Here is a 23,863-nt window from a genome sequence, read left to right as displayed (position 1 = left end):
CAGTGGACACGTTTTGCGTGTCTCGCATGTCTTTCGGGCACTGCTTCCACTAAGAGAGTGGGTTCCATTCGTCTCTCGGAGCGAGAGAAGGGAGCCTCGTCATGCCCGGGTATCACCGTCTGGCCGGCCCAGGTGCGCTGGCCGCGTTGTCGTTCACCCTCGGTCTGGGCTGCGGCCCTGTCGAAGAGGCGCCGCCGCCTCCCGTGCCGGAAGCGGCGGCCGAGGCGTCGCAGCCGCTGGCGGTGCCGGGCTTCGCGGAGCTGCATCACCACATGTTCGCGGAGGAGGCCTTCGGCGGCGGCTGGTTCCACGGGGACCACCTGGGCACGCTGGCGAGCTGTGACGGCGGCCTGCCGGAGAGCGACCACGCCCGCGTGCGCATGGATTTGAGCAACATGCTCAACCTGTGCCCCAACTCGGGCAACGTGGACCTGAGCGGCGTGCCCATCCTGTCCGCCTTCTTCGGCATCGGCGGGGCGGTGGCCTCGGAGTTCATCGGCAAGATTGAGGGCACCGAGGGCGACACCGGCCTGCACCTGGGCCGCGCCACGGTGCACACGCAGTGGCCGCGTTGGGACACCATCGCGCACCAGCAGTCGTGGGAGGGCTGGCTGCGGCAGGCGCACCAGGGCGGCATGTCCCTGGTGATGGTGTCGCTCGTCAGCAACGAGTTCCTCTGCAAGGCGCTGCCGTATCAAAACCTCAAGCGCCCCTGCGACGAGATGGCCGACGTGGAGGTGCAGCTGCAGATGGCGCGCACCTTCGACGCGAACAACGACTGGGTGGAGATTGCCCTGTCGCCCTCGCACGCGCGCAACATCATCAACTCCGGCCGGCTCGCCATGGTGCTCTCCATCGAGGCGAGCAAGCTGTTCGGCACGAGGGACTGGCGCACGGAGCTGGACCGCTACTACTCGCTGGGCGTGCGCTCGCTGCAGCCGGTGCACCAGCTGGACAATCGCTTCGGCGGCGCGGCGCTGCACAACGCCATCTTCCAGGCGGCCCAGTTCCTGGAGACCTGCCACATCGACTACGACTGCGGCGTGACGACGGACTCCTTCACGCTCGGCTTCGACGTGTACAAGGACGCCGCCGGCAACTGCCGCAACACCAAGGGCCTCACCGCCGACGGCAAGGCGCTGCTCCAGGCGATGATGACCCGGGGCATGCTCATCGACGTGGCCCACCTGTCCGAGAAGGGCCTGCATGACGCGTACGCGCTGGCCCAGGCCAACGCGTACTACCCGCTCGTCATCTCCCACGGCCACTTCCGCGAGGTGATGAACCCGGAGCTGGCGGACGACGAGAAGACGACGCCGTCGTGGGCCGTGCGCTACCTGCGCCAGACGGGCGGCATCTTCGGCCTGCGCACCGCGCACGACGAGACGCGCGCGTATTCGCGCTCGGGCGTGGCGAACAACTGCCACGGCTCCACGCGCTCGCTGGCCCAGGCGTACGAGTTCGGCCGCCAGGGCCTGAAGGTGCCCATGGCCTTCGGCGCGGACCTCAACGGCTTCATCCAGCAGACGCGGCCGCGCTTCGGTGACCACGGCGCGTGCTCGGCGGGCTTCCAGGCGGAGGCGGACGCGCAGTCGCGGCAGCAGACCGTGGGCGGCCCGGCGCGGCTGGGCACGTCCTTCGACGAGTTCGGCCTCGCGCACGTGGGCCTGCTGCCGGACCTGCTGCGCGACCTGGGCCGCGTGGGCGCGAACACCACCGCGCTGACCGGCTCGTCGGAGTCGTTCCTGCGCGTGTGGGAGCGCGCTGCGGGCACGCGCTCGGGCATGGCGGACGCCGCGGCGGACATCGACACCAGCGGCGTGTCCCCGTACGTGGACAAGGCCACCCGCGAGGCGCAGTACCCCGTGCTGTGCGGTGAGCACTACGCGCCGGACTCCAAGGAGGTGGGCCAGGAGTGCCGCTTCGACGAGGAGTGTCTCAGCGACACGTGCAGCGCGGACGGCTGCGACGCCGTGGGCCTGTGCACCTGCGACTCGGATTCCGAGTGCGCCACCTCCCAGTACTGCGGCTGGGGCCTCAACGCCGGCAAGTGCATGAACAAGAAGCCGAAGGGCGCCTCGTGCCTCTACGGGCGTGAGTGCCTGTCCGGCTCGTGCAGCTGGCTGTCCTGCCGCTGAAGAGCGGGCTGGTGGGCCCGGGTCCGTCTTCGGGGCGGTCCAGGGCCCACCCCCGTACACCCGACGCTCCGCGACGTGTTCGCGGGGCGCCTGTCGGGGGGCGGGGCGGCCTCATGAGCATTGCGCGGCGCACCCGCGGGGCGTAGGGAAACATCGCCCCATGTCTGCCACTGCCCAACTGCTCGAAGCCGTCCGGAAGGAAGCCAAGCCGGGAATCTGGTCCAACGGTGTGAATCTCGCCCGCTCCGGCGCCGTGGTGCTCCAGGCCCAGAAGGCCGGCGAGCTGGAGCTGAGGGTGCGAGCCAAGGGCCGCCCGGTGCCCCTCACGGTGGTCCTCTACCCGAACGACGACGCGTGGGAGTGTGATTGCCCCAGCCAGGTGGACCCGTGCGAGCACGTGGTGGCGGCGGCCATCTCCATCCAGCAGGCGGAGAAGCAGGACACGCCGATGGAGACGGTGGCCACGCGCTGGTCCCGCGTCGTCTACCACTTCACCCGCGCGGACGGCGGCCTGGAGCTGCACCGGGCGCTCGCGCACGCGGACGGGAAGGAGGAGGCGCTGGAGGGAAGCCTCGCCTCCCTGGTCGCCCAGCCCGCGAAGGCCGCGACGCTGCAGGTGGAGCAGTCGGACCTGCTGGCGGACCGCATCCTGGAGCAGCGCCGCACGCGCGGCACGCTGGCGCCGGAGACGCTGGAGAACATCCTCAAGGTGCTGGAGAACGCGCGCAACGTCCTCTTCGACGGGCGCCCCGTGGCCGTGTCCGACGAGGTGGTCGCCCCCCGGGCGGTGGTGGAGGACCGGAGCGGGCAGCTCGTGGTGACGGTGACGAAGGACCCGCGCGTCGTCGAGGTGGTGAGCCCGGGCGTCGCGCTGCTCGGGGACGCGCTGGCCCGCCTGGGCGAGACGCAGATGACGGGCGCGTGGCTGCAGAACCTGCCCATCGTCCGCACCTACGCGCCCGAGCAGATGGGTGAGCTGTCCTCGAAGGTGCTCCCCGAGCTGGCGAAGCGCATGCCGGTGGACATGCGCAGCAAGCGCCTGCCCCCCGTGGACCGGGAGCTGAGGCCGCGCATCCTGCTGGAGCTGAACCAGCTGGAGTCGGGCCTGTCCGTGCTGCCCACGCTGGTGTACGGCGCGCCGCCCTCGGTGCGCATCGACGCGGGCCGGATGACATACCTGCGCGGCGCGGTGCCCGTGCGCGACGAGGCCGCCGAGCAGCGCCTCATCCACCAGCTGCGCGACGAGCTGAACCTCGTCCCCGGCCGCCGGCTGACGGTGCAGGGCCAGGAGATGGTGCGCTGGGCGGACAAGCTGCGGCGCTGGCGCGGCGACCTCGCCGGCGACGCGGCGGGCGTGGTGAGCCCGGATGTGAAGCTGCGGCCGCTGCTCCAGGTGCAGTCCGGCGTCACCGAGCAGGGCATCCCCGACGTGCGCTTCACGCTGGAGTTCCAGGTGGAGGGCGGCAAGGGCGAGGCGAAGTCCGTGGACGCGGCCGCCGTCATCCGCGCGTGGACGGAGGGGCTGGGGCTGGTGCCGCTGGAGGGCGGCGGCTGGGCGCCGCTGCCCCGCGCGTGGCTGGACAAGAATGGCCAGCGCGTGGCGGACCTGCTCGCCGCGCGACAGGCGGATGGCAAGGTGTCCAACCACGCCCTGCCGGAGCTGGGCGCGCTGTGCGAGACGCTGGAGCAGCCGCCGCCTCCGGGGTTGGACCGGCTGGCGCCGCTCGTCGCCGGCTTCGAGAAGCTGCCGCCTCCGACGCTGCCGTCGGACCTCACCGCGACGCTGCGCCAGTACCAGCTCCAGGGCGTCAGCTGGCTGGGCTTCCTGCGCGGGGCGGGGCTGGGCGGAATCCTGGCCGACGACATGGGCCTCGGAAAGACGCTGCAGACCATCTGCGTCTTGGGGCCGCGCACGCTCGTGGTGTGCCCCACCAGCGTGCTGCCCAACTGGGCCGCGGAGCTGAAGCGCTTCCGCCCGTCGCTCAAGGTGTCCGTGTACCACGGGCCCGGCCGCGCGCTGGACGCGGCCGCCGATGTGACCATCACCACGTACGCCATTCTCCGCCTGGACGCGGCGGTGCTCGGGGCGAAGACGTGGGACGCCGTCGTGCTGGACGAGGCGCAGGCCATCAAGAACCCGGAGAGCCAGGTGTCGCGCGCGGCCTTCGGGCTCAAGGCCGGCTTCCGGCTCGCGCTCAGCGGCACTCCGCTGGAGAACCGGCTGGAGGAGCTGTGGAGCCTCATGCACTTCACCAACCCGGGCCTGCTCGGAGGTCGCAAGCACTTCGAGGACAAGGTGGCCCGGCCCATCTCCGACGGCCAGGCCGGGGCCGCCGAGGGGCTGCGCCGCCGCATCCGCCCCTTCGTCCTCCGCCGCCTCAAGCGCGACGTGGCGCCCGAGCTGCCGCCGCGCATCGAGAACGTCATGCACGTGCAGCTCGATGAGCGCGAGCGCAGCGTCTACGACGCCGTCATGGCGGCCACGCGCAAGGAAGTCGTGGCCCTGCTCAACGAGGGCGGCAGCGTGCTCAAGGCGCTGGAGGCGCTCTTGCGGCTGCGGCAGGCGGCCTGTCACCCGGCGCTCGTCCCGGGCCAGCGGGCCAACACGTCGTCCAAGGTGCAGACGCTCGTGGACGCGCTCGACACCGCGGTGTCCGAGGGCCACAAGGCGCTGGTCTTCTCGCAGTGGACGTCCATGCTGGACCTCATCGAGCCGCACATGAAGCAGGCCGGCATCGCCTTCGAGCGCCTGGACGGCTCGACGGCCGACCGTGGCGCCGTCACCTCGCGCTTCCAGGCCGACGGCGGGGCGCCGGTGCTGCTGATGTCGCTCAAGGCCGGCGGCACGGGCCTCAACCTCACGGCGGCGGACCACGTGTTCCTGGTGGACCCGTGGTGGAACCCGGCCGCCGAGGCGCAGGCCGCGGACCGCGCGCACCGCATCGGCCAGGAGCGGACCGTCATGGTGTACCGGCTGGTGTCGCAGGGCACGGTGGAGGAGCGCATCCTGGGGCTCCAGGAGAAGAAGCGCGCCATCTTCGAGGCGGCCCTGAGCGAGGCGTCCGCCGCAACCGCCATCACCCGCGAGGACCTGCTCGAACTGTTCTCCTGAAGGAGCACGAATGCTGACATTGACCAGGTCGCACGTTCGGTTGGGGCAGGCCGCCGGCAGCAAGGCGGAGGCGATTCGAATCGTCGGGCAGACCATGGTCGAGGCCGGCTTCATCGAGCCCGGCTACATCGACAGCATGCTCCGCCGGGAGGGCGTCTCCGCGACGTACCTCGGCAACGGCATCGCCATCCCGCACGGCACGCCCGACGCGCGGGAGCTGGTGCGGGCGACCGGGGTGGTGGTGGTGCAGTTCCCCCGGGGCGTGGACTGGGGGAAGGACGGCCAGGCGCGCGTGGTGGTGGGCATCGCCGCCCGCTCGGATGAGCACCTCCAGGTGCTGGCCAACCTCACCGGCGTGCTCGGCGACGCGGTGAAGGCGGAGGAGCTGGCGCGCACGACGGACCCGGGCGTCATCGTCGTCGCGCTCAACGGAGCCTCCGCCGCGCCCGAGCCCGCGGCCGAGCTTCCGCCCATCACCGGGCCCTCCATTCAAGTCACCTCGCCGGTGCCCCATGGGTTGCACGCGCGGCCGGCCACGGCGCTCGTGGAAGTCGCCAAGCGCTTCCGCGCGAACATCACCGTCCAGTCCGGGCGCAAGACGGCCAACGCGAAGAGCCTGGTGACGCTCCTGTCGCTGGGCGCGGTGGGAGGCTCGTCGCTGACCATCACCGCCACGGGTGACGACGCGCAGGCGGCGCTCACCGCCCTCCGCGCGGCCTTCGAGGCGGGACTGGACGAGGAGGTGGCGGCGCCTCCTCGCGCGGCTCCCGCGGCCCCCGCGCCGGCTCCGGCCGCGCGGCTCGACTATGACGGGCCGCTGGTGGTGGGCATCTCCGCCTCGCCGGGCATCGCGACGGGGCCGGTGTGGGCCATCCAGCACGAGCGGCTGGAGGTGAAGGAGCGGGCGCCGGACCCGGCCCGCGAGCACCAGCGGCTGGACCAGGCGCTGGCCGGCGCCACCGCGGAGCTCCACAACCTGTACCAGGAGTTCCTCAAGAAGGCCGGCGCCGCGCGGGCCGCCATCTTCAAGGCGCACCAGGAACTGCTGGACGACCCGGACATGGTCTCCGAGGCGCACCGCCGCGTGGACACCGGGGCGAGCGCCGGCTGGGCCTGGCGAGACGTCTACGAGGAGCGGGCCGGCGTGCTCGCGGGCCTGCCGGACCCGTTGCTTGCCGCGCGCGCTGGGGATTTGCGCGACGTGGGCCGGCGCGTGCTGCGCCTGCTGGCGGACGTGGTGGAGGGCGCGGCCTCGCTGCCGGACCACCCCGTGGTGCTGCTGGCCGAGGACCTGGCGCCGAGCGACACCGCGAAGCTGGACCCGGCGATGGTGCTGGGGCTGTGCACCGTCGGCGGGGGCGCCACCTCGCACACGGCCATCATCGCCCGCTCGCTGGACATCCCCGCCGTGGTCGCCGCGGGGCCGTCGGTGCTCGACGTGCCCAACGGGCGGCAGTGCATCCTCGACGGAGAGGCCGGCGTCCTCGTGGCCCGTCCCTCCGAGAAGGATTTGGAGCGGGCGGCCTCGCGGCGCGAGCGGGCGCGGGGGCAGCGGGAGACGGAGAAGCTGGAGCGCTACAAGCCCGCCATCACCCGCGACGGCCACCGGGTGGAGGTGGCCGCCAACATCGGCTCCGCCAGCGACGCGGAGAAGGCCGTCAACGCGGGCGGCGAGGGCGTGGGGCTGATGCGCACGGAGTTCCTCTTCCTCCAGCGCGAGGACCCGCCCGGCGAGGAAGAGCAGTACGAGGCCTACCGGAAGATGGTCCGCGCGCTGAACGGGCTGCCCATCATCCTGCGCACGCTGGACATCGGCGGGGACAAGCAGGTGCCCTACCTGTCGCTGCCGGCCGAGGCCAACCCGTTCCTCGGTGTGCGCGGCATCCGCCTGTGCTTCGAGCGGGAGGACCTGTTCCGCACGCAGCTGCGCGCCATCCTCCGCGCATCGCTCGAGGGACCGGTGCGCATCATGTACCCCATGGTGGCCACCCTCGCCGAGGTGCGCCGGGCCCGCGCCATCACCGACGAGGTGCGGCGCGAGGTGGGCGCGGGGCCGGTGGAGACGGGCATCATGATTGAAGTGCCCTCCGCGGTGCTGCTGGCGGACCAGCTCGCGCGGGAGGTGTCGTTCTTCTCCATCGGCACCAACGACCTCACGCAGTACACGCTGGCGATGGACCGAGAGCACCCCGTCCTCGCGCCGCAGGCGGATGGCGTGCACCCGGCCGTGCTGCGCATGGTGGACCTGACGGTGAAGGCCGCGAGGAACGCGGGCATCTGGGTGGGCGCCTGTGGCGGCGTGGCGGGAGACCCGGCCGGAGCCCTGACGCTGACGGGGCTCGGCGTCACCGAGCTGAGCGTGGCCATTCCCACGATTCCGTCCATCAAGGCGCTGCTGCGGAGTGTCTCGCTGACGGATGCGGAGGCGCTCGCGCGCCGGGCGCTCGCCTGCGCGGACGCGGCGGAGGTGCGGGCCCTGGTGCGCGGCATGTTGTCCAGGACAGGGGAGGGCGCGTGACTCCGACGAAGCCCGGCATCGTCACCGTCAGCCTGAACTCGGCCATCGACCACACGCTGGACTGCCCGGGCTTCACGGCGGGCGCCGTCAACCGCGTGGTGTCCGAGACGCGCACCGCGGGGGGCAAGGCCATCAACGTGGCGGCGTTCCTGTCCGGCGGCGCCTCACCCGTCACCGCCACGGGCTTCCTCGGGAGGGACAACGCGCAGGTGTTCGAGGCGTTGTTCCGCGAGCGGGGCATCCAGGACCGCTGCATGCGCCTGCCCGGCTCCAGCCGCGTCAACATCAAGGTCGTGGACCGCGCGGGCGGCGCGGTGACGGACCTCAACCTGCCGGGTCTGCGCGTCCCGGACGGGGCGATGGAGCTGCTCACCGAGAAGGTGGAAGGACTCGCCGATGACAACGGGTGCTTCGTGCTCGCCGGCAGCCTGCCGGCCGGCGTGCCCGAGGACGCCTACGCGACGCTGACGGCGCGACTGCGGGCGCGGGGCGCGTTGGTGGCGGTGGACACCAGCGGCGCGCCGCTGCGGCACGCGGTGGCCGCGCGGCCCGACTTCGTGAAGCCGAACGCACACGAGCTGTCCGAGCTGCTCGGCCGGCCGCTTCCGGACAGGGCGGAGGTGGTGCGCGCGGCGCGGGAGCTTCACGCGACGGGCATCGCGCTGGTGGTGGTGTCACTGGGGGCGGACGGGGCCATCTTCGTCGCGCGGGAGGGCGTGCTGCTGGCGGTGCCGCCCCGGGTGGAGGTGGCGAGCACGGTGGGCGCGGGGGACGCCATGGTGTCCGGCGTGCTGGCGGCGCGGCTGGCGGGGAGCGACCTGGAGACGTGCGCGCGGAGGGCCACGGCCTTCGCCGCCGGCAAGCTGGCGCGGGTCGGTCCGGTGGCGCCCCCGCCGGAGCGCGTGGAGGAGTTGATGCGGGGGGTGGCGATTCATTCCCTGGGCAGTGCCTGAGCAGGAGTGAGGAGGAGGGACGACCATGGCGAAACTGGTAGCCATCACCGCCTGCCCGACGGGAATCGCCCACACCGTCATGGCCGCGGAGGCGCTGCGCCGGGTGGCCACGCTCAAGGGGCACGAAATCTCCGTGGAGATGATGGGCTCCGGAGGCGTGCGCGAGCCGCTGGACCCGGCGGCGGTCGGCGCCGCGGACGCGGTCATCGTCGCCGCGGACATCACCGTCGACGAGTCCCGCTTCCAGGGCAAGCGCATCATCCGGACCTCCACGGCGGCGGCCATCCGCGAGACGGACCACATCATCGAGGAGGCGGTGGCGCGCGCGACTGGCGCGGGCCCTGTCCCTGGCGGAGCGCCGGGAATGCACGCGCCACGGGCCGGCCCGTCGCTGTCATCGGCTCCGGGTGGGGCCGGAGGCTTCGCGGGTGGGGCGCCATCCGGCCCGGCTGCGTCGCCGTCTTCGGGCGCCGTGGGGACGGGTGGCTCCTCGGCCATGCAGCCCTCGGGTGCGGCGACGCCTCGAGGTCCGGCCGGAGCGGAGAGCGCGGTCGGCGCGCAGGCCGCCGCGCCTGGCGGCTCCGGCCGCCTCGTGGCCATCACCGCGTGCCCCACGGGCATCGCCCACACCTTCATGGCGGCCGAGGCCCTGACGCGCGCCGCGAAGGCGAAGGGCTACACCATCAAGGTCGAGACGCAGGGCTCCGTGGGTGCGAAGAACCTGCTGACGCCGGAGGAGATCGCCGCCGCGGACGCGGTCATCATCGGCGCCGACACGCACGTCTCCACCGAGCGCTTCGCCGGCAAGCGGCTGCTGAAGACGTCCGTGGGCGAGGCGCTGAAGCAGGCCGATTCGGTGATTTCGAGGGCCCTCGCGCTGCCTGAGGGCGGAACGGCGGCCACTCCGGCGGAGGCCGTGCCCCAGGTCCACACCGGCACGCGCGTGAAGGCGGAGCCCACGGGCGCCTACAAGCACCTGCTGACGGGCGTGTCCTTCATGCTCCCGTTCGTGGTGGCGGGCGGCCTCGTCATGGCGCTGTCCTTCGTCTTCGGCATCGAGGCCTTCGAGCAGGAGGGCACGCTGCCCGCGGCGCTGATGCAGATTGGCCAGGCCGCCTTCGCCCTCATGGTGCCCGCGCTGGCGGGCTACATCGCGTACTCCATCGCGGACCGGCCGGGACTGGCCCCGGGCTTCATCGGCGGCATGCTGGCGAGCGGCATCGGCGCGGGCTTCCTCGGAGGCATCGCCGCGGGCTTCCTCGCGGGCTACGTGGCGCGGTGGTTCCGGGACCACATCAAGCTGCCCGCCAACCTGGAAGGACTGAAGCCCGTCCTCATCCTCCCGCTGCTGTCGTCGCTCGTCGTCGGCCTGCTGATGGTCTACGTGATTGGCGCGCCCGTGGCCGCCATCATGCGCGGACTGACGGACTTCCTCACCGGGCTGCGCGGTGCCAACGCCATCCTCCTCGGGCTGCTGCTGGGGGCGATGGTGGCCATCGACACCGGCGGCCCCGTCAACAAGGCGGCCTATGCCTTCGCGGTGGGGCTGCTCGGCTCCAACGCCTTCACGCCGATGGCCGCGGTGATGGCCGCCGGCATGACGCCGCCGCTCGGGCTGGCCCTGGCGACGGTGGTGGCCCGGAACCGCTTCACGCTGCAGGAGCGTGAGGCCGGCAAGGCCGCCGCCGTGCTGGGTTTGTCCTTCATCACCGAGGGGGCCATTCCCTTCGCCGCCAAGGACCCGCTGCGCGTCATCCCCGCCATCGTGTTCGGCTCGGCGGTGACGGGGGCACTGTCCATGTGGTTCGGCTGCGGGCTGCGCGCGCCGCACGGGGGCGTGTTCGTGCTCGCCATCCCCAACGCGGTGCAGCCGGTGGGGCTCTACCTCGTGGCCATCCTCGCCGGCACGCTGGCGACGACGCTGGCCCTCGTCATCCTCAAGCGACCGCTGCCGGAGGCGCCTGTGCCAGCGAGTCCCTGACGCGCCCGGGGATTCGCGGTGAGTGTCTCGGGCCGGACGCGGGAGCGGTGGATTCGAGGCCCTGACGGTGCGAAGAAGGACCATGGTCCGCGTCCTCTTCCTGCTTGCCCTGGGGTCCATCGCCATGCTGTCTCCCGATGCCGAAGCCGCGAAGTCCGAGGCTCCCGCCGCCGCGCTGCACAAGCTCATCCAGAGCGAGTGGCAGTACCAGCTGGAGCACAGCCCGACGTATGCGTCCGTGGCGGGGGACCGCCGGTGGAATGACCGCTGGGATGACCTGAGCCTCCAGGCCATCGAGGCGGACCATCAGCACAACCTCCAGGTCATCGCCCGGCTGAAGAAGCTGGACCGCGCGAAGCTCTCCGCCGCGGACCAGCTCAACTACGACCTGTTCCTCCGCGACTACGAGCTGTGGGCCGAGGAGCACCGCTTCAAGTGGTACCTGCTGCCGTCTAACCACATGGGCAGCATCCCCGAGGGCATCAAGCAGCCGCCCGGCGTCCAGACGGCGTACCAGCTCGCGGACAACCTGCGCTTCGAGACCGTGCGGGACTACGAGGACTGGATTGCCCGGCTCAAGGGCTTCAGCACCTACGTGGACCAGGTCATCGCGCTGATGCGCGAGGGCCTGCGGCAGGGGCTCGTGCATCCCCAGCCCGTCGTGCGCAGGATGCCTTCGCAGGTGGAGAAGCAGCTCGTGGAGGATCCGGCGAAGAGCGGCTTCCACAACCCCTTCGAGCGATTCCCCGCCAGCATCCCCGCGGCCGAGCAGCAGCGGCTGGCCGCCGCGGGCCGCGCCGCCATCGCCCAGGGCGTGCTGCCCGCGCTGAAGCGCTACCACCAGTTCCTCACCACCGAGTACGTCCCCAAGGGCCCGGAGCAGGTGGGCATCTGGCAGCTTCCGCAGGGCGCGGAGCTGTACGCGTTCCTCGCGCGCAAGTACACGACGACGTCGCTGACGCCGGACGAGATTCACGCGCTGGGGCTGTCCGAGGTGAAGCGCATCCGCGCGGAGATGGAGGCGGTGAAGGCGAAGGCGGGCTTCCAGGGCTCGTTGGCGGAGTTCTTCCGCTTCCTGCGGAGCGACGCGCGCTTCTATTACAAGACGGGCGACGAGCTGCTGACGCGCTACCGCAGCCTGTCCAAGCGCATCGACCCGCTGCTGGTGCGACTGTTCAAGACGCTGCCGCGGCAGCCGTACGGCGTGGAGCCGACGCCGGAGGCCATGGCTCCGGACGCGACGACGGGCTTCTACTACCCGGGTGCGTCGGACGGCTCGCGCCCCGGTACGTACCTCGTGAATCTCTACCGCCCGGAGACGCGGCCCCGCTGGGAGATGGTGCCCCTCACGCTGCATGAGGCGGTGCCCGGCCACCACCTCCAGACGTCCCTGGCCGCGGAGCAGACCGGCATCCCCGACTTCCGGCGCTTCGGCTACCACGTGGCCTACGGCGAGGGCTGGGCCCTGTACTGCGAGACGCTGGGCGACGAGCTGGGCCTGTACGAGGACCCGTACGACAAGTTCGGCCAGCTCGCGTACGACATGTGGCGCGCCGTCCGGCTCGTCGTGGACACCGGCATGCACTCCAAGCGCTGGACGCGCCAGCAGGCGCTCGACTTCTTCATGGAGAACTCGCCGCGCCAGGAGCTGGACACCACCAACGAAGTCGACCGCTACATCGCGTGGCCGGCGCAGGCGCTGGCCTACAAGATTGGCCAGCTGAAGATTCGCGAGCTGCGCACGCGCGCCGAGAAGGAGCTGGGCTCCCGCTTCGACGTGCGCGAGTTCCACGACGTGGTGCTGCTCGACGGCTCACTGCCGCTGGACGTGCTGGAGAAGAAGGTCCAGGGCTGGGTGGCGGCGAGGAAGGCCGCGCCCGCGCCGCGCTAGGCGCAGCGGGCCACGAAGGCGGCCAGCTCCTGGTTGAAGCGCGCCGCGTCCTCGGAGAAGGGCGAGTGGCCGACCTCCGGGTAGAGCGACAGCTCCGCGCCCTGCACCCGTGAGGCGATGTGCTGGCTGGTGGCGGGCAGCACCACGCCGTCCGCCTGCCCGTGGGTGATGAGCACAGGCACCTTCAGGCGAGGGAGCACGTCGTCGCCATCCGCCACCCGCTGGCCGATGCCCAGGCGGACGTGGAGGGGGACGCGGCTGTTGTAGGCCACCACCTCCGCCAGCCGCTCCGCCGGCACGGGCTGGTGGGACAGCAGGCTCGCGAACTCCGCGAGCGCGGCGAGGCCCCCATCCGCGTCCTGGCCGAGCAGCCGGGGTACGAGCTGGAGGAAACCGGGCCCGAAGTCCGCGAAGAACTCCGGCCGGCCCACCCGCGTGAGCGCGCCGACGAACTGCACGCCCGCCAGTTGCGCGTCCCCGTGATGACGCAGGTAGTCCGTGACGACCACGCCGCCGTAGGACCAGCCCACGAGGACGGGACGGTGCAGGCGCAGCGCGGTGATGACGGCGTGCACGTCCCCGGCCTGGTCGCGGCTGTCGGCATACGCCCCCTCGGGCGTGTCCGAGTCGCCATGGCCGCGCAGGTCCATCGCCACGAGGCGGAAGTCCCGGGCCAGCTCGCTCTCGAACTGGTATCGCCACGCGAGGTGCGACTGGCAGAAGCCGTGGACGAAGAGCACCGCCCGGCCCTCGGGGTTGCCGGTCTCCGCCACGCATAGCTCCACCCCTCCGGCGCCCTTCACGGTGTGCCGTCGCACCGCGAGGGGCGTGACGCGGGCGGGCGCGGGAGTCGGGAGGGACGGCTTCGAAGCAGGGGAGGGCGGCATGGCGGCACCGGTGGGATTGGGGAGAGCGCGCTGCTTCCTCATACGAGCCTTCCCAAAGGGGTTGGCTGTCCCTGGCACTGACAGTGCTAGTGTCCCCGTCTCCCCCGAGCGAGCCGACCTTCAGGGAGCTTTCCCGATGCGTTTCATTTCCTCCGTGGCCTGCGCGGCCATGGTGCTGCTGCTGGCCACCGCCTGCGGCGAGTCCTCGAATCCGCCCGACGCACCCGCGTGCGGGCCCATGTCCTGTGACGGCTGCTGCAACGCCGGCACCTGCGAGCCCGGCACCACCGCGCTCGCCTGTGGCCAGGGCGGCGCCGCCTGCCGTGCGTGTGGCACCGGAGAGACCTGCCAGGAAGGCACCTGCGAGGATGCCCCGGCGCGGCCCGACGCGGGAGACGCCGACGCGGGGACGCCGGACGCGGGAGACACCGACGCGGGAACGCCGGACGCGGGGCCCCAGCAGACCGTCGTCCTCTTCGCCCCGCGCGGCGACCGGCCCGTCATCCCCGAGCCCAACGACCTGCAGCTCGACCCGAGCACGGGGCTGGTGCGCCTGCCGGTGTCTCCGGATGACTCTCCCGCCCAGCAGGAGTTCACGCGCGACTACCTCAATACCCTCGACGGCTTCTTGACGTCGGTCGCCGCCACCGCGCGGACCTCGGCCCCGCTCGACCCGTCCACCGTCAACGCCAACACCGTCCGGGTGTTCCGCGCCAGCGTCCCGCCCGTGCCCGGGGATGTCGGCGTCGGCTACAACAGCGACACGCAGCGCATCGTCGTCCACGCCCCGACGGGCTGGCCTGCCGGTGGGCGGTACGGCATCGCGGTCCTCGGCGGCGAGCAGGGGGTGAGGGACACGCAGTTCCGGCAGGTCGCTGGAAGTCCCGTCTGGCAATGGGTGCGCTCCACCACGCCGCTGGTGGACGACTCGGGCCGCAGCACCGTCCCGGGGCTCGCGGACGTGGATGCATCCGCCCTGGAGCGCCTGCGCCTGGCCTATGCGCCCTGGCTGAACGACCTCGTGAGCCAGGGCATCCGCCGCGAGGACGTGGTGGCGTTGTGGACCTTCACCGTGACGGGCCGCCCGCAGGCGTCGTTCGACCCGTGGAGCAATACGGCTCCGTATCCGAGCAACCTGCTCCTCTCCGCCGACGGGACGCGGGTGAACCTGCCGGAGCCGCGGCCGGGCGCGCCGGGGTTCCAGGTGGAGCTCACCCGGGGCCTCAACAAGCTGGACGGCTTCTCCACGACGGGAGTCATCGTCTCGGAGAACCACCCGACGAAGGGCGTCCTGAGTGAGGGCCAGTTGAACCCGGAGACGCTCGCCGCCGGCACCCGGTTCCTCCGCCTGGGAGGCGCGGGACCGGCGCCCTCCGTGGTGGCCTGCCTCAACTGTGCCTCCAGCCGGACGCCCGAGGGGGGCAACCCGACCTCGCCACCGGAGCTTCAGTTCGTCCCCCAGCTCCCGCTGGAGGAGCGCACCACGTACGCGGCCGTCATGACCACCGACCTGCGGGACCTGCGGGACCGGCAGGTGATGGCCGCGCCGGCCTGGGCGCTGCTGCGGCTGAAGGCCCCGCTCGTCGACAGCCAGGGCCGCAGCCAGGTGGCGATGGTGCCCGACTCCATCGCGCTCGCCCTGGAGCCGCTGCGCCAGTCCCTGAAGCCCGCCCTGGACGAGCTGGAGGCGCACGGCCTTCCGCGCTCCCAGGTGGCGCTGGCCACCGTGTTCCGCACGCAGTCCACGCTGAGCGCGCTCCGGGGGCTCTCGGCGGTGGTGGAGACGCTGCCCTCCGCGCCGAACTACGTCTCCGACATGACGCACCGGCTGGCGGGCTACGGCCTGCCCCATGACCAGCTCGGCTGGCTCTACGAAGTCTCTGTGCCCGTTGCCCACCTGCTCACCGGCCCCGGAGGCACCATCGACTCCACGCCGCCCCAGCGGCAGCGGGCGAAGGCGCTGCTGACGGTGCCGAGCGGGGCCATGCCCGCGGGAGGCTGGCCCGTCGTCCTCTTCTCGCACGAGCTGGGGGGCAGCCGGCTGGACCTGCTCTACATCGCCAACGAGCTGGCGCGCGCGGGCTTCGCCGCCGCCGCCCTGGACGCCGTCCACCACGGAGACCGGAGCACCTGCGTGGGCAGCGGCCTGGGCAGCGGCATCCCGGACATCGACAGCGACGACGACGCCTGCGGGGAGGCGCAGTGGTGCTTGAACCAGCCGGGCGCGGAGTCCCATGGCCGCTGCGTGGCGCCGCACCCCTCCATGCGTCAGGTCTGCGATAGCTCGCCGGGTGCGGAGGGGGACGTGTTCTGCGCCATGGCCGGGCAGGGCCGCTGCGTTTCCTCGGGCGACGGGCAGGGCTACTGCGAGGGCGGCGACTTCCGCCGGTATGACACCCCTCTGTATCCGGTCGCCATCTCCGGCTGGAACATGCTCCAGCCCCATTTGCCGTTCGCCACGCGCGACAACCTCCGGCAGGCGGCCGTGGACCAGGGGCAGCTGCTCCGCGTGCTCCGGAGCGCGGAGCTGGCCGCGGCGCTCGGCGACGTGAGGCTGGACACCACGCGGCCACACCTCGTGGGCGTGGGCCTGGGCGCGATGACGGGCTCGCTCTTCCTCGCGGTGAATGATGACATCCGGCGCGCCGTGCTCAACGTGCCCGCGGCCGACCCGCTGGAGCTCCAGATGACGTCATTCCCCATGATCTCCCGGCGGGAAGCGTATCTCGGCATGCTCGGGGCGATGGGCTACACGCGGGGGACGCCCGCGTTCGACGCACTCACCCAGCTTCAGCGCCAGGCGCTGGACGCGGCGGACCCGTGGAACGCGGCCCGGGCGCTCGTGGATCGCGCGGGCGCGCCGCAGGGGCGGCAGGTGTTCATCCAGTACGTCGAGGGGAACGCGACCTTTCCCACGCCGCTGACGGAGAAGTTCATCGCGGCGGCCAACGCGGGAGATGAGAACCGCTGCGCCGTCTCGCGCTGGAGCCTGCCCTTCCTGCCGGAAACCGTCCGCCACTCCTTCCTGCTCCAGCGCTACCCGAACGGCGTGGTGGCCGACGCCGCCCAGCGCCAGGTCACCACCTTCCTCCAGACCGGCACGGTGCCGCCGGCGGGCCCGAACTAACGGGAGGCCCGGGCGCGGCCCTTGCGCTTCCCCACGGGAGGCTTGGGGGCCGCGCCATCCTCGGCCCGCAGGAGGGCGTCCAGGTCATCCAGCCGGGACGCCCAGAAGGCCCGCTGCGTCTCCAGCCACGACGCGGCCTCGTCGAACGGCCGCGGGTTGAAGGACAGGAAGTGCTCGCGCCCCGAGCGCCGGCGCCGCACCAGGTGGGCGCGCTCCAGCATGCGGATGTGCTTGGAGACGGCGTTGAGGGACATGTCGAAGGGCTGCGCCAGCTCGGTGACGCGCGCCTCGCCGTGGAACAGCCGCTGGAGGATGGCCCGCCGCGTCGGGTCCGCCAGCGCCATCAGGGTGTGGTCCAGGTTGGAGTGCGTCGCCTTCGTGGTCATCACTCAACTCCCGGGTTGGGTATCGGACGGGGCGGGTGGAGTGTCAAGGCACGGACGGGTAGCCTCGGGGGGTCTCGACGTCCGCCCCCCGGAGCGCCCGCGTGAGCCACGGTATCCGAACCGCTGTCCTGTCGTTGGGTCTCACCCTCTCGCTGTTGGCCGCCCCGGCGCGCGCGGACGGCCTGTCCTTCATCCCCTACGGCGACAACTGCTGGGGCAGCGGCACGGACGCGGACGTGGACGGACTCAATGACGACTGCGAGTACCAGGTCGCGCTGGCCTTCATGCCCCTGTTCTGGTTCGACAGCGGGGAGAGCGGCCACGCGCGCCGGCCGTACTACGCGGTGAAGAGCCACAGCTTCTCCACCCGGACGCTGCGCGTCTTCTACCTGGACACCTTCTTCGAGGACACTGGCGTCACCACCGGCCACGACGGCGACCCCGAGTTTCAAATCTTCGAGGTGCACTACTCCGCGGGCCGCTGGTACCTCGACTGGGCGTACCTGTCCGCGCATCGCAAGAGTTCGTGTGACTCGTCGGCGTGGTACTCGTACGACCAGCTCGAGTACGACCTGGGCGACGCGCGCAACGCGTACCGCGGCTGGCCCACGCTGTACGTCGCCGAGGACAAGCATGCGACGTACAACACGCTGGCCACCTGCGACAAAGGCTGCTTCTCGCAGGACTACTGCAGCCGCCACACGGCGCAGTACCTCGACACGAGCAGCCGGCTGGTGGGGCGCAACGTGGGCTCCACCGCGGTGCCGTTGATCAACCAGGTCGTCCTCAACGGGAAGACGGAGCGGCTGCTCGACGATGTCGAGTTCACCGGTTGGGACAACCAGTGGTACCGGCCCAACTCCCAGGGCTACCGCCGGCACCTCAACGACTTCGGCTTCTAGTCCCATGTTTCCCGATGCTTCTCCGCCCTCCCGTGGCGGCTCTCGTGTCCGGACGCTGCTGGCGGTGACCGCTGGCGGAGCGCTGTTGCTGCTGGGCGGAGCGCTGGTGCTCCCCGACGAGGGCATGCCGTCGCCGCGGCCCACCAGCCTGGGCACCCTCGTCGCCACGTCCCACCGCGCGCCGGAGGCGGATGTGGAGCCGGAGCAGGTGGTCCGCGTGGAGCGCCAGTTCACGTCCGCGCCCGTTCCTCCGGCGGCCACCGGCGAGGCGCTCTCCGCCGCCCTGAACGAGGAGCGCGTCGTGCTGCAGACGTCCAATGCCTTCATCGAGGGCATCGACGTCAACCGCCCATGGGTGTGCACGGGCGAGCCGATGATGCTGTCCGCGCGCGTGGGCGGCATGCCGGAGCCGGACTCGGTGCACCGCTGGGTGTGGCCGGGGGCAGTGGGCGGCGCGGAGCTTCACCCCGGCTCGCGGCTCCAGTGGCGCGCGCCCGCCACGCCGGGCCGGTACTTCGTGCGCTTCCAGGTGTGCCGGGATTTGGGAGGCCGGAAGGTGGGCGTGCTGGCGGAGGCCCTCGCCGGCATCGACGTGCGCGCGTGCGGGAGGGGCGAGGGGCAGGAGGCGGACTCGCTGCGCGTCGAAGTGACTCAGCAGGGGCCGGGGGAGTTCGTCTTCCGCGCGGTGTCGTCGGGCGCGACGCCGTTGTCCGCGTACACGTGGGACTTCGGGGATGGCAACTCGACGGCGACCACCGAGCCCATGGCCTCGCACGCGTACGACACCCAGGAGATGGGCGCGCGGGACATCCGCGCCTTCACCGTGCGGCTGCTGGCCCTGAGCGGTGGAGGCGCGTCGCTCGCGGCCACGACGACCGTGCTGGTGCGGGGGCAGCCGCTTCCCGACGCACCGTCCGCGGCCACCCTGGACGTCCAACGGGAAGGGGAGGGTGGGGACTGGCGGAGCGAGGTGACGGTGCGCGTGCCGGAAGGGGACGACGTCACCTGGGCGCACGTCGAGCGCGTCACCCTGCACTGGGACGACCAGGTGGACGTCACCACCCGCGCGTGGAGCAAGGTCATCACCGTGGAGGAGGCGCTGGAGCGCGGCGGCTTCCGGGGGCACGTCACCGTGCGCGCGGCGGAGGTGTCGCCGGACGTCCGGCAGGTGGTGGACACCCTCCACGGCCGCGACGCGGCGGGCCGGGAGGTGGTGCTGTCCTGGGCCTCCTTCAAGCGGGAGGCGGCGCCAGCGGCGACCGGGACTCCAGCCCGGCCGCCGCCGAAGTACCCATAGCGCTCAGAACTCCGAGCCGTCCGCGCGCACGCCCGGGGAGGTGTTGCGCGTGGGCGTGGTCAGGGTGTTGTGGAGGACGAAGGTGCCGTCCGGATTCCCATCGGGAGAGCGGTTCGCGGACACGCCGTCCACGGTGGAGGAGTAGTCGTGCCGGTCCGCCACGGAGCCGTCCGCCTTCAGGAGCCGCACGGAGTCCGAGTCGTTGCCCAGTCCCAGCGCGTTGCTGCTGGCCACCACCGCGTTGCTCCTTCCGGCCGGAAGGCCCGCGGCGCCGCCGACGATGACCAGGCTCTTGCCCGCGGCGAGCGTCGTTCCGTTGGGGAACACATGGCGGCGGTTGACGGGGTTGGTGGAAGCGGCCGTGTCCCAGAGCGTCCAGCCGGAGAGGTCCACCGGGAACGAGCTGGCGTTGACGATTTCCACGAACTCGTAGGCGGCGTTGTTGTTGTTGGCGGCGGGCTCGTTGGCGAGCACCTCGTTGATGAACACGCGCCCGGAGCCCCGGGCGATGGTCAGCGGCGCGTCGCTGGTGTCCTGGCGGTCCGGGTTCGCGGTGTCCACCACGCGCACCAGCACGTTGCTGGAGTCGATTTCCGGCAGCGTCCACGCGTAGCTGCCCAGCTGCGCCGACACCGAGTCGGCCAGCACGGTCCACTGCGCGCCGCCGTTGGTGGAGGCCTCGACGCGCACCGTGTCCACGCCCAGGAACGTCCAGGTGATGGGGAGCGCGCGGCCGGCCTCGTACGTGCCGCCATTGGGGGACTTGAGCCGGAGGAACGGGTCCGTGCGCGAGCTCAGCGCGTACGTGCTCGTCACGGGGCGATGGTCGCTCACCGTGTTCAGGAAGTCGGGCACCCACTGGTCCGCGTAGATGACGCGGGCCGAGCCGGCCACGTAGCGCTCCGCCAGCTCATTGGTGACCAGGGTGTGGTCGACGACGTTCTCGAAGCCGATGGAGGTGTCGTCACCGGCGAGCGACAGCTCCCGGGTGATGAAGGTGTAGTTCGCCGAGTCGGAGACGAGGTTCTGGTACGGCGTGGGCAGCGGCGTGCCGGATTCGGGCTCCAGCGCGATGGACTCGTCCACGTCGTCATTCCAGTCGCCGAGCACGACCACGTGCCGCGTGGGAAGGTTCTGGTCGATGTACGCCTTCAGGTCCGCGCTCGCGCGCTGACGCCCCTCCCGGGGGGCCGTGGGGCTGGTGCTGCTCTCTGCGCGCATGTGGACGACGATGACGGTGAGCGGCGTCTCCACGCCCTGGATTTCGGTGGTGAAGTCCACGCGCAGGGGCGGGCGCTGGCCGTAGTCGGCCAGGGTTCCCGCGTCCGTCGGGAGGAGGCTCGCGCTCTGGAAGGTGAGCGTGTGGTCGTAGAGCACGCCCACCTTCTGGGTGGTGCCTCCATACGGAGACGTGCTTCCGGTGATGAACTGGGTGTTGTTGGAGAGGAAGCCGCTATAGCCGGGGAGCTGGGCCTTGAGCTGCTCGAAGTCGGTCGCGTCCACCATCTCCACCATGCCCCACACGCTGGCGCCCGCGTCACGCATGATGTCGCGTGCGATGGCAATCTGCCGGTCGTCGCTCGTGCCGCCGTCGGAGGAGGAGTTCGCGGGGCCTCGCTCGTCGTCGCCGAAGTAGGTGAGGTTCCACTGGCCCACCGTGAACAGCCGGGCCGCCGGCTGCTCGCGCACGGACAGCGTCAGCTCGCGCGAGGCGGTCTGCGCGTCCGCGCCCCGGACGGTGACGGTGACGGTGGACGTGCCCGTCGCGGTGGGCGTCCCGGAGAGCACGCCATCCGCCGACAGCGCGAGGCCCTGGGGCAGGGAGCCCTGCGTGACGGAGAAGGTGTACGGCGGCACGCCGCCCGTGGCCACGAGGGTGGTCGAGTACTGCCGGCCCACGTAGGCGTCCGGCAGGGCCTGGGTGGTGAGGCTCGGGGGCGTTCCGGCGTCGGAGCCCGCGTCCGTGTCACCGCCGGCGTCGGAGCCCGCGTCGGTCGTGACGCCGCTGTCCGCGGGTTCGGGGGCGGGGTCGGAACCGCAGGCGGTCAACAGCAGGAGGACGAGGAGTGGCGCGAGCGCGCGGGAGGACGACATGAACGGCTCCAGAGCGAGGAACGAAAATCGAGGAGGCCGGCACTCTATCCCGTTTTCGCTGGAGTTCGCTCAGAGGCCCCAGGCCCGGGGGCCACATGACGTGGATGGCAATCCGGGCCGTCGAGGGGCGAGGATGGGGCCGTGACGCGTGCGGGTCGCTTCCGTGATGTGAGAGGTTGAGGGTGGTGGCTCCTTCGCAGGACATCTACCGGTCCAGGCTGGAAGGGCGCGCGGAGCTGTTGGAGGCCGCGCGGCTCCGGTACCGGGAGCTGCTGGACCTCCTGCACGCACCCGACTGGGAGGCGCGGGTGCGCGCGAGGGTGGGGGCGCTGCGAAACGTGGGCGCCGAGCAGGAGCGCGTGGACGCGGTGCTCGTCATGGCCCAGCGGCGCGCTCGCGCCGAGGGCTGGCCCGAGCAGTCACCCACCACGCGACTGCTCCATGAGACGCAGCACCTGCGCGAGTCGGTCTTCCACGCTGTCTCCCGGAAGCTCGGCTCCGTGGTGGAGAACGCCAGCCCCGTCGAGCTGCTCCTGAGGTTGGAGGACCATGCACGGTGCGCGCCTCGCGAGGTACCGCCCGCGCGGCGCTGGGCCGTGGCCGTCGAGGTGTTGCCCGATGACCTGCCCGCCGTGAGGGACGGCGATGCGTTCGGAGCCCTGTTGCGAGGCCTCTTCGCCGAGCCTCACGCCTTCGCCGGGCCCCCACCGCTCCGCGACGAGGACCTCGAGACGCTGAGGAGCCAGTGGCCTGAGGGAGAAGCGGCGCTCACCGGGTGCTGGGCCCGGCTCATGAGGGCCGACCCGACGGGCGGCGTCGCGGCGGAGGTGCGCAAGCGCGCGGGACGCGAGTCCCACCACGCGCCTCACAGCGGGCCCGAGCATCTCGCGCGGGCGGAGTACTGGTACCAGCGCGCCCGCGCATGGCTGGACAGCCTCGTCCGCGAGCGGCTGGAGGCCGCACCCCCCACGCCCGCCGAGTGGCCGGAGGTGGCCTTCTGGCTCCGCGCGCGAGAGCGGTCGCAAGAGGCGCGGTTGCGATTCGCGGATGCGGAGTGGGAGCCACGGGCCGGGCTCTTCGAGCTGGCGTATGAGCTGTGGGAAGCACTCCACCCCGAGTGCCCCGAGGTCGACCGCTGGCCCGAGCATCGCTGGGCGCGGATGGTGGAGAGCGCCCGCCGGGCGGCACCGATATCGTCGAGCCCGGAGGCAGCGAAGGTGCGCGAGTTGCTGCGCACGTTCATCCTGTCTCGCTCGGTGGGAACCCCGCTCACGCGAGGTTGGTGGGAGCCCGACTCGTTGGAGGCGCTGGTGCACCAGGCCTGGAGCGTCGTCTGCTCGGGCGATGCTCCGTGAGGGGCACTCCGACGCACCCCCGTCGCTCCAAGCGCTGTCCTGGAGTCGCGGGCCGTTGAATCGCCGCCAAGCCTCTGACCCGATGGCGGAGTCTCCACGCTGCCCGCACCCGAGCCTTCCGTTCCGAGTGCTTCCAGCATCGCTGCACCTGGAGGCGATGCGCCCGACTCACCTGGCGCCGAGCTTTCCGTCGCATTCCTCTTCTCCAGAGGAAGCGACGCGCCTTGCTCATCTGGCGCCGAGCCTTCCATCGCAGCCCCCTCCAGCGGAGGAGTCCCCGCGCCTTCTGTCTCGGTGCCTTTGCTGCCAGCGCCCTCGGACGGTGAAGTCCCCGCGCCTTCTGTCTCGGTGCCCTCGCCGCCAGCGCCCTCGGGCGGTGAAGTCCCCGCGCCTTCTGCCTCGGTGCCTTCGCTGCCAGCGGCCCCCAGCGGAGGAGTCCCCGCGCCTCCAGTCTCAGCGTCTTCGGTGCCAGCACCCTCCAGCGGAGGAGTCCCCGCGTCTCCAGTCTCGGCGCCTTCGGTGCCAGCCCCCTCCAGCGGAGGAGTCCCCGCGCCTTCTGCCTCGGTGCCAGCGCCCCCAGGCGGAGGCGTTCGGCCGCCTCCGGCACCGGAGTCCTCCGCCGCCGCCAGCGCCTTCCAGAGCACCCGTCCCATGGGCTGGATGTTCTCAAGCGCGCCCTGCTCGTCGCCGCGCGCCACGGCTCGCACCAGCTCCGCCAGTGCTCCCCAGATGAGCCCCTCGCCCACCTGCACGCTTCCTGGTGCCAGCGCTCCCTCGCGCTCACCATTTGCCAGCACTTCCCGCACCAGCTCCCGTGCCTGAGTGCCGAGGGCCTCAGGCTCCAGCGAGTCGGGATGCCAGTGCATGAAGGTGAAGTGGAAGAGCTCCGGCTTCCTCGTCGCGCACCACGCCAGGTCCTCCCAGAAGCTGTCGAAGACCTCGCGAAAGCTGCGCTCCGGCTGCTCCGGCGCCAGCTCGAAGTCCACGCGTGCGATGCGGCAGAGTTCGGTCTCGGCCCACTGGCGCACCTCCCGCGCGAAGCCCGCCTTGCTGCCATAGCGCCGGTAGAAGCTGCCCACCGACATGCCCCCCGCCCTCGCCAGCTCCTCGGCACGCACGTGGCCGTAGCCGCGCCCGGCCAGCGCCGCCGCCGACTCGCGGAGCGTCACCTCGCCCAGGTTCTCCCAATCCCACCTCCCCATCGAGGTCCACATCCCCATCC

Annotated in this window: 14 protein-coding genes and 1 pseudogene; 11 read left to right on the top strand and 4 right to left on the bottom strand. The window is 71.9% G+C overall.

All coding sequences use genetic code 11. The features are described 5' to 3' along the window. The first annotated feature begins 101 nt into the window (after positions 1–101). From HG543_RS05645 to HG543_RS05615, 6 genes are all read left to right on the top strand, one after another. Positions 102–2,138 carry a membrane dipeptidase gene (locus HG543_RS05645; protein ID WP_169343638.1) on the top strand — a complete coding sequence of 679 codons (2,037 nt, stop codon included), beginning with the start codon at positions 102–104 and terminating at the stop codon, positions 2,136–2,138. A 160-nt stretch (positions 2,139–2,298) separates the two neighbouring features. Beyond that, positions 2,299–5,250 (top strand): DEAD/DEAH box helicase, encoded by a 2,952-nt coding sequence (locus HG543_RS05640; RefSeq protein WP_169343637.1) that lies wholly within the window; start codon positions 2,299–2,301, stop codon positions 5,248–5,250. Between the two features lie 10 nt (positions 5,251–5,260). Continuing rightward, positions 5,261–7,768 carry a phosphoenolpyruvate--protein phosphotransferase gene (ptsP, locus tag HG543_RS05635; RefSeq protein WP_169343636.1) on the top strand — a complete coding sequence of 836 codons (2,508 nt, stop codon included), beginning with the start codon at positions 5,261–5,263 and terminating at the stop codon, positions 7,766–7,768. Further along, entirely contained in the window at positions 7,765–8,721 is a 957-nt protein-coding gene (gene pfkB, locus HG543_RS05630; RefSeq protein WP_211193751.1) for a 1-phosphofructokinase, read from the top strand. Before ptsP ends, pfkB begins: the two co-directional genes overlap by 4 nt. A gap of 25 nt (positions 8,722–8,746) precedes the next feature. Further along, on the top strand, positions 8,747–10,702 hold the full coding sequence (locus HG543_RS05620; RefSeq protein WP_211193750.1) for a PTS fructose-like transporter subunit IIB: 1,956 nt from the start codon (positions 8,747–8,749) through the stop codon (positions 10,700–10,702). Positions 10,703–10,784: 82 nt separating this feature from the next. Continuing rightward, the gene (locus HG543_RS05615) at positions 10,785–12,593 is read left to right on the top strand and encodes a DUF885 domain-containing protein (RefSeq protein WP_169343635.1); all 1,809 of its coding nucleotides are present in this window, start codon (positions 10,785–10,787) and stop codon (positions 12,591–12,593) included. On the opposite strand, the gene HG543_RS05610 is transcribed toward HG543_RS05615, so the two are convergent. Next, the gene (locus HG543_RS05610) at positions 12,590–13,522 is read right to left on the bottom strand and encodes an alpha/beta fold hydrolase (protein WP_169343634.1); all 933 of its coding nucleotides are present in this window, start codon (positions 13,520–13,522) and stop codon (positions 12,590–12,592) included. The genes HG543_RS05615 and HG543_RS05610 overlap by 4 nt on opposite strands. 94 nt (positions 13,523–13,616) lie before the next feature. Between HG543_RS05610 and HG543_RS05605 the strand changes: the two genes are divergently transcribed. After that, positions 13,617–16,607: a hypothetical protein gene (locus tag HG543_RS05605; RefSeq protein ID WP_169343629.1), complete on the top strand. Its 2,991-nt coding sequence runs from the start codon at positions 13,617–13,619 to the stop codon at positions 16,605–16,607. Here HG543_RS05605 and HG543_RS05600 read toward each other — a convergent pair. Next, positions 16,604–16,993: an ArsR/SmtB family transcription factor gene (locus HG543_RS05600; RefSeq protein ID WP_169343633.1), complete on the bottom strand. Its 390-nt coding sequence runs from the start codon at positions 16,991–16,993 to the stop codon at positions 16,604–16,606. The two genes, HG543_RS05605 and HG543_RS05600, sit on opposite strands and share 4 nt — an antisense overlap. Before the next feature lie 101 nt (positions 16,994–17,094). Here HG543_RS05600 and HG543_RS05595 point away from each other — a divergent pair, with 101 nt between their 5' ends. Beyond that, on the top strand, positions 17,095–17,895 hold the full coding sequence (locus HG543_RS05595; protein ID WP_169343632.1) for a hypothetical protein: 801 nt from the start codon (positions 17,095–17,097) through the stop codon (positions 17,893–17,895). 64 nt (positions 17,896–17,959) lie between these two features. Next, positions 17,960–19,192: a PKD domain-containing protein gene (locus HG543_RS05590; RefSeq protein WP_343073282.1), complete on the top strand. Its 1,233-nt coding sequence runs from the start codon at positions 17,960–17,962 to the stop codon at positions 19,190–19,192. Positions 19,193–19,195: 3 nt separating this feature from the next. Here the strand turns inward: HG543_RS05590 and HG543_RS05585 are convergent, their stop codons facing one another. After that, entirely contained in the window at positions 19,196–21,286 is a 2,091-nt protein-coding gene (locus tag HG543_RS05585) for a lamin tail domain-containing protein (RefSeq protein ID WP_169343631.1), read from the bottom strand. 185 nt (positions 21,287–21,471) lie between these two features. On the opposite strand from HG543_RS05585, the gene HG543_RS55025 reads away from it, so the two are divergent. Both HG543_RS55025 and HG543_RS55020 read left to right on the top strand, forming a co-directional pair. Further along, complete coding sequence (locus tag HG543_RS55025) at positions 21,472–22,641, top strand: hypothetical protein (RefSeq protein ID WP_171818451.1); 1,170 nt, start codon at positions 21,472–21,474, stop codon at positions 22,639–22,641. An 864-nt stretch (positions 22,642–23,505) separates the two neighbouring features. Next, on the top strand, positions 23,506–23,700 hold the full coding sequence (locus HG543_RS55020; RefSeq protein ID WP_246356785.1) for a hypothetical protein: 195 nt from the start codon (positions 23,506–23,508) through the stop codon (positions 23,698–23,700). A 26-nt stretch (positions 23,701–23,726) separates the two neighbouring features. On the opposite strand, the pseudogene HG543_RS56975 reads toward HG543_RS55020, so the two are convergent. Continuing rightward, a pseudogene (locus tag HG543_RS56975) lies at positions 23,727–23,843 on the bottom strand (hypothetical protein); the annotation flags it as partial. Between the last annotated feature and the right edge of the window lie 20 nt (positions 23,844–23,863).

The sequence above is a fragment of the Pyxidicoccus fallax genome, from assembly GCF_012933655.1.
Lineage (GTDB): Bacteria > Myxococcota > Myxococcia > Myxococcales > Myxococcaceae > Myxococcus > Myxococcus fallax.
This window is presented reverse-complemented; position numbering and strand designations above follow the sequence as displayed.

Coding starts and splice junctions, on each gene's coding strand:
- HG543_RS05645 (WP_169343638.1), top strand. CDS start 102: ATGCCCGGGTATCACCGTCTGGCCGGCCCAGGTGCGCTGGCCGCGTTG.
- HG543_RS05640 (WP_169343637.1), top strand. CDS start 2,299: ATGTCTGCCACTGCCCAACTGCTCGAAGCCGTCCGGAAGGAAGCCAAG.
- ptsP (WP_169343636.1), top strand. CDS start 5,261: ATGCTGACATTGACCAGGTCGCACGTTCGGTTGGGGCAGGCCGCCGGC.
- HG543_RS05620 (WP_211193750.1), top strand. CDS start 8,747: ATGGCGAAACTGGTAGCCATCACCGCCTGCCCGACGGGAATCGCCCAC.
- HG543_RS05615 (WP_169343635.1), top strand. CDS start 10,785: ATGGTCCGCGTCCTCTTCCTGCTTGCCCTGGGGTCCATCGCCATGCTG.
- HG543_RS05610 (WP_169343634.1), bottom strand. CDS start 13,522: ATGAGGAAGCAGCGCGCTCTCCCCAATCCCACCGGTGCCGCCATGCCG.
- HG543_RS05605 (WP_169343629.1), top strand. CDS start 13,617: ATGCGTTTCATTTCCTCCGTGGCCTGCGCGGCCATGGTGCTGCTGCTG.
- HG543_RS05600 (WP_169343633.1), bottom strand. CDS start 16,993: ATGACCACGAAGGCGACGCACTCCAACCTGGACCACACCCTGATGGCG.
- HG543_RS05585 (WP_169343631.1), bottom strand. CDS start 21,286: ATGTCGTCCTCCCGCGCGCTCGCGCCACTCCTCGTCCTCCTGCTGTTG.
- HG543_RS55020 (WP_246356785.1), top strand. CDS start 23,506: ATGAAGGTGAAGTGGAAGAGCTCCGGCTTCCTCGTCGCGCACCACGCC.